The sequence below is a fragment of the Pseudacidovorax intermedius genome, assembly GCF_001476815.1.
Lineage (GTDB): Bacteria > Pseudomonadota > Gammaproteobacteria > Burkholderiales > Burkholderiaceae_C > Xenophilus > Xenophilus intermedius_A.
Genome location: NZ_LDSL01000241.1, coordinates 1 through 5,545, shown reverse-complemented (window position 1 = coordinate 5,545; position 5,545 = coordinate 1). Strand labels below are relative to the sequence as shown.

5 protein-coding genes are annotated in these 5,545 nt (G+C 67.8%); 3 read left to right on the top strand and 2 right to left on the bottom strand.

The features are described from left to right. Nucleotides 1-299: 299 nt before the first annotated feature. Together NS331_RS24870 and aroQ are read left to right on the top strand one after the other, a co-directional pair. Nucleotides 300-701 (top strand): PaaI family thioesterase, encoded by a 402-nt coding sequence (locus NS331_RS24870; protein ID WP_058644581.1) that lies wholly within the window; start codon nt 300-302, stop codon nt 699-701. 109 nt (nt 702-810) lie between these two features. Then, nucleotides 811-1,260 (top strand): type II 3-dehydroquinate dehydratase, encoded by a 450-nt coding sequence (gene aroQ, locus NS331_RS24865; RefSeq protein ID WP_058644580.1) that lies wholly within the window; start codon nt 811-813, stop codon nt 1,258-1,260. A gap of 4 nt (nt 1,261-1,264) precedes the next feature. Here aroQ and NS331_RS24860 read toward each other — a convergent pair whose 3' ends face one another. Together NS331_RS24860 and rpoD are read right to left on the bottom strand one after the other, a co-directional pair. After that, nucleotides 1,265-2,539, bottom strand: coding sequence for a multidrug effflux MFS transporter (locus NS331_RS24860; protein WP_058644579.1), 1,275 nt, complete (start codon nt 2,537-2,539; stop codon nt 1,265-1,267). 130 nt (nt 2,540-2,669) lie between these two features. Beyond that, nucleotides 2,670-4,934, bottom strand: a complete 2,265-nt coding sequence (gene rpoD, locus NS331_RS24855; protein WP_242873886.1) for an RNA polymerase sigma factor RpoD — start codon at nt 4,932-4,934, stop codon at nt 2,670-2,672. Here rpoD and NS331_RS27295 point away from each other — a divergent pair. Beyond that, on the top strand, nt 4,924-5,070 hold the full coding sequence (locus NS331_RS27295; RefSeq protein ID WP_242873885.1) for a hypothetical protein: 147 nt from the start codon (nt 4,924-4,926) through the stop codon (nt 5,068-5,070). The two genes, rpoD and NS331_RS27295, sit on opposite strands and share 11 nt — an antisense overlap. Nucleotides 5,071-5,545: the final 475 nt, after the last annotated feature.

Genomic DNA, 5,545 nt, shown 5'->3' with positions numbered 1-5,545 from the left:
CGCCAGGACGCGGCTGCGGGGCGGGTGGGGTCATGAAGCGGAGAGGGTGCGCGGGCGAAGCGCGGCAGCGGGGCCGCGCAGGTCTGGGGCGGGATTCTATGCAAGCGGTCCTGCAGCCCCGCTGACGGGCGGCGGTCGTGCGTCTTGATGGGTGCGGGCCACGCCGCCAATGGCGCTTGCCCGGCCTCCTCGTGTGCCAGCGCCCAGGCAATCCCGCGACACGCCGTGCCCCAGACCGCCCGCTATGCTGCCCCTCCGGCGTCCGCCACCGGCCTTCCCGCATCGCATCGCATCGACCCATGACCGACATCGAACTCCACACCCAGCCCCTGCTTCGCGCCATCGGTTTCGAGCGCCTGCTCGCCAGCGACGGCCAGGGCCGTGCGCGGGTGCGTTTCGCGCCGCGCGCCGAGTTCGCGCACACCGAGGGCACCGTCGTGCAGGGCGGCTTCGTCACCGCCTGGCTGGACAACGCCATGGCCTTCGCCGTGTTCTCGCGCGAGCCCGGCGTGGGCCTGGCCTCGCTGGAGATCAAGACCAGCTTCCTGGAAGCCGTGCGCGTGGCGCCGGTGGAGGCCGAGGCGCGGGTGATCCGCTGGGGCGGCAGCGTGGTCTTCCTGGAGGCCGAACTCTTCGACGAGGCGGGCCGTCTGCTGGCGCGCGCCTCGTCCACCGGCAAGCTGCTGCGGCCGCGCGCCTGAGCGGCCGTCCGTCAGGGCGCGTAGCCGGAACGGGCCAGTCGTCTGCCCGCGGCCGCCTTATTTAAGATGCCGCACCTTTTTTCCACGGCGCATCGTCCGGAGACCCTGCATGAAGAAGATCCTCGTCCTCAACGGCCCCAACCTCAACCTGCTCGGCACGCGCGAGCCTGCGCAGTACGGCCATGAAACCCTGGCCGACGTCGAGCGCATGTGCGCCGAGGCCGGCGCCGCGCTCGGCGTGGAGGTCGAATGCCGCCAGTCCAACCACGAGGGCGTGCTGCTGGACTGGATCCACGAGGCCGGCCGCGAAGTGGCCGCCGGTCGCATGCTGGGCGTGGTGATGAACCCGGGCGCCTACACCCACACCTCCATCGCGCTGCACGACGCCATCAAGGGCGCGAGCGTGCCGTTGATCGAGCTGCACATCTCCAACGTGCACGCCCGCGAATCGTTCCGCCACCATTCCTACATCTCGCCGGCGGCGCGCGGCATCATCGTCGGGCTGGGCGTGAAGGGCTATCCGCTGGCCATCGAGGCCCTGGTGCGCGTCAGCAGCTGAATCTTCACGACTCCAGCTTCGTCGTCGCCTCGACGGGCAGCGTCTCCGCCACGGCGGTCGTGTCGCGGCCGATCTCGGGCCAGCGGCGGTGCAGCCACGTCCAGGCGACCAGGCCCACGCCCATCATCAGCAGCGACGACAGCGCCATGGCCATCGGCGAATCCATCACCAGCGGCGCGATCAGGCCCGCCACCACGCCGTTGGCGGTGGAGCCGATCACCGCCTGCAGCGACGAGGCCATGCCGCGCCGCGCGGGGTGCAGGTCCAGCACCAGCAGCGTCACCACCGGCACCATCAGCGCCCAGCCGAAGCCGAACACCGCCAGGGGCCACAGCGCCCACCAGGCCTGCGGCACCAGCAGCGCGTTGGCGATGACGTTGACCACCGAGGTCAGCAGCATCACCACGAAGCCGTCGCGGATCTGCCGCTTGGGCTTGGCCTTGCCCGCCATGCGGCCGCTGGCCCAGGCGCCCAGCATGATGCCGCCGATGTTGAGGATGAAGAACCAGAAGAACTGCGTCGGCGCCAGGCCCAGGTGCTCGCCCAGGAAGGACGGCGCTGCCAGCACGTAGAGGAAGAGCCCGTTGAAGGGCACGCCGCTGGCCAGCGCCAGCAGCAGGAAGCGCGGGTCGGAGCACAGCTGCCAATAGCCGCGCATCAGGTCGCGCACGGCGAAGGGCTGGCGCTGGCTGGTGTGCAGCGTCTCGGGCAGCAGCTTCCAGTTGGCCACGAGCAGCACGATGCCCACGGCCACCAGGAACCAGAAGATGCTGTGCCAGCCGGCATGCACGAACAGGAAGCCGCCGATGATCGGCGCGATGGCCGGCGCCAGCCCGAAGTAGATGGTGATCTGCGCCATCACCTTCTGCGCATCGGCGGGCGGGAACATGTCGCGCACCACGGCGCGCGACACCACGATGCCCGCACCGGTCGACAGCCCCTGCAGCGCGCGGAAGAACACCAGCTGCCCGATGGTCTGCGACAGCGCACAGCCCAGCGATGCCAGCGTGAACACCAGCAGGCCCCACAGCACCACCGGCCGGCGGCCGAAGCTGTCCGACAGCGCGCCGTGGAACAGGTTCATGAAGGCGAAGCCGAACAGGTAGGCCGACAGCGTCTGCTGCATCTCGGTGGGCGTCGCGCCGATGGAGCGCGCGATGCCCGAAAAGGCCGGGATGTAGGTGTCGATGGAGAAGGGCCCCAGCATGCCCAGCACCGCCAGCAGGATGGCCAGGGCCCAGCGCGGGGCGCGCCACAGTCGGTCGGCATCGGGATTCATCGTGTCTCTGTCCTTCTCGGTCTCTTGTTGCGGGGCCACGCCGCGCCGCGGGCGGCGCGGCCCAATGAAAAACGGCGCCCCGGCCTTCGTGGGCCGCGGGCGCCGCGTCAGCAGGGCGCGTAGGCCGCGCTTACAGCGTGTCGATGAACGAGCGCAGCTTGTCCGAGCGGCTCGGGTGCTTGAGCTTGCGCAGCGCCTTGGCCTCGATCTGGCGGATGCGCTCGCGCGTCACGTCGAACTGCTTGCCCACTTCTTCCAGCGTGTGGTCGGTGGACATTTCGATGCCGAAGCGCATGCGCAGCACCTTGGCCTCGCGCGGGGTGAGCGAGTCGAGGATGTCCTTGACCACGTCGCGCAGGCCGGCCTGCATGGCGGCTTCGATCGGCGCGGTGTTGTTGGTGTCCTCGATGAAATCGCCCAGGTGCGAATCGTCGTCGTCGCCGATCGGCGTTTCCATGGAGATCGGCTCCTTGGCGATCTTCATGATCTTGCGGATCTTGTCCTCGGGGATGTCCATCTTCTCGGCCAGGATCGAGGCGTCCGGCTCGAAACCGAACTCCTGCAGATGCTGGCGCGAGATGCGGTTCATCTTGTTGATCGTCTCGATCATGTGCACCGGGATGCGGATGGTGCGCGCCTGGTCGGCGATCGAGCGGGTGATGGCCTGGCGGATCCACCACGTCGCATAGGTCGAGAACTTGTAGCCGCGGCGGTATTCGAACTTGTCCACCGCCTTCATCAGGCCGATGTTGCCTTCCTGGATCAGGTCCAGGAACTGCAGGCCGCGGTTGGTGTACTTCTTCGCGATGGAGATCACCAGGCGCAGGTTGGCCTCGATCATCTCCTTCTTGGCGTCGCGCGAGGACTTCTCGCCGGCGTTCATGCGGCGGTTGATTTCCTTGAGCTCGGTCAGCGGCACCACCACGCGCGACTGGATGTCGGTCAGCTGCTGCTGCAGCTCCTGCACCGGCGGGATGTTGCGCTGCATGACCGCGCTCCAGGGCTTGCCGGCCGACGACTGCTTCTCGATCCACTGCAGGTTCAGCAGGTTGGACTGCACGCGGTTGCCGTTCTTGTCGATGCCGCCGAAGTCGCGGATGAAGTCTTCCTGCGGATAGCCGCACTTCTCCACGATGATGCGGCGCAGCTCGCGCTCCTTCTTGCGCACGTCTTCCACCGTGCTGCGCAGCATGTCGCACAGCTTCTCGATGGTCTTGGCCGTGAAGCGGATGGTCATCAGCTCTTCCGACAGGGACTGCTGCGCCTTCTGGTAGGCCGGCGTGCCGTAGCCTTCCTTGTCGTAGATCTTGTGGATCTTCTCGAACAGCGAGGCGATGCTGTCGAAGCGCGACAGCGCCTCGTTCTTCATTTCCTCAAGCTTCTTGGTCAGCGCCTTGGAGCCGCCGTTGCCGTCGTCGTCGTCCTCGGCGTCGAACTCGTCGAAGTCTTCCTCGGCCACATAGTCGTCGGCCTCGTTCGGGTTGGAGAAGCCGTCGACCACGGTGGAGATGACGACCTTGCCCTCGCGGATGTCCGCGGCCATGCGCAGGATCTCGGCGATGGTGGCGGGCGAGGCGCTGATGGCGGCCATCATGTCCTGCAGGCCGCCTTCGATGCGCTTGGCGATCTCGATCTCGCCCTCGCGCGTCAGCAGCTCCACGGTGCCCATCTCGCGCATGTACATGCGCACCGGGTCGGTGGTGCGGCCGAATTCGCTGTCCACGGTGGACAGGGCGGCTTCGGCCTCTTCCTCGGCCTCTTCGACGGTGGCGGCCGTGGGCGTGACGTTGTTCTGGAACAGCGTCTCGGCGTCGGGGGTCGTCTCGTAGACGGCGACGCCCATGTCGTTGAGCATGGTGACCACGACTTCCATGGTCTCGGCGTCCACCAGCTTGTCGGGCAGGTGGTCGGAGATCTCGGTCTGCGTCAGGTAGCCGCGGGTCTTGCCCAGCGTGATCAGCGTCTTCAGGCGCTGGCGGCGCTTGGCCATGTCCTCTTCGGACAGGACGGTCTCGTCCAGGCCGAATTCCTTCATCAAGGCGCGTTCCTTCGCCTTGCTGATCTTCATGCGCAGCGGCTTGGCCTTCTCGACCGTGGCCGTGGTGGCGGCCTCGGGCTCGGGCGTCTCTTCCTCGGCGAATTCGGCCTCGACGTCGGAGAAATCCTCCTCGACGTCCTTGGCCTCGGCGGCGGCGGCCTTGGGCTTGCGACCGCGCTTGGCACCGGTGGTGGCGGCGCCTTCCTTGTCGGCGGCGGCCTTGGGCGGGCGGCCCGGCTTCTTCTTGGCGGGCACGACGGCATCGTCGCCGGTGGCGGCGACGGCGGCCTTGGCGGTCGTCTTCTTCAGTTCTTCGGTGGCCTTCTCGGCTTTGGCGGGAGACTTCGTGGCGGGCACTGACTTGGCTTTCGTGGCGGACTTGCTGGCCGGGGAGGTGGTCGTCGCCTTCACAGGCGCGACCACGGCGGCCGAGGTTTTGGTCTTGGCGGCGGGCTTGGCGGCGGCGGTTGTCGTCGTCTTTCCGGACTTTTGAACAGGCATAGGACCCCAGGGCCCGTGAGGACCCGACAGAAAGAAATTGAATCAACAGGCGCCGTCAGGCCGGCGCGGCGAGAGAGTGCCGGTGCGAACGCGGGGACCGCGCTGCCGGCACGCCAGGCAAGATGGGGGGGCGAACATTTGGAATGCAAGCCCTTGCGGAAGAAAGAAGGCCGGTCGTGCGCTCGGGCATCGGTGGGCCAGGGTCCGGAGGTGCTGCTGTCGCTCTTGCCGAGACGAAGCGTGGATTATACCTTTGTCAATCGATTCCTACGTCGATTGCGGGGGATTGCCGGCGTGGCCGGCGCGGGTTCCGATGCGCGAACGGGCCGCCGGTTGTGCGGTGCCCGCCCGGCACAGCAGTTTCCCTAGCGCTGCGCGCCACCCCCAGGGCATGGAAACCGGCGCAGCCCTTCTGATCGAATGGCCGCGGAGCAGGCCATGCCAGAGCACCCGCGGAACCGGCTTTG

Coding starts and splice junctions, on each gene's coding strand:
- NS331_RS24870 (WP_058644581.1), top strand. CDS start 300: ATGACCGACATCGAACTCCACACCCAGCCCCTGCTTCGCGCCATCGGT.
- aroQ (WP_058644580.1), top strand. CDS start 811: ATGAAGAAGATCCTCGTCCTCAACGGCCCCAACCTCAACCTGCTCGGC.
- NS331_RS24860 (WP_058644579.1), bottom strand. CDS start 2,539: ATGAATCCCGATGCCGACCGACTGTGGCGCGCCCCGCGCTGGGCCCTG.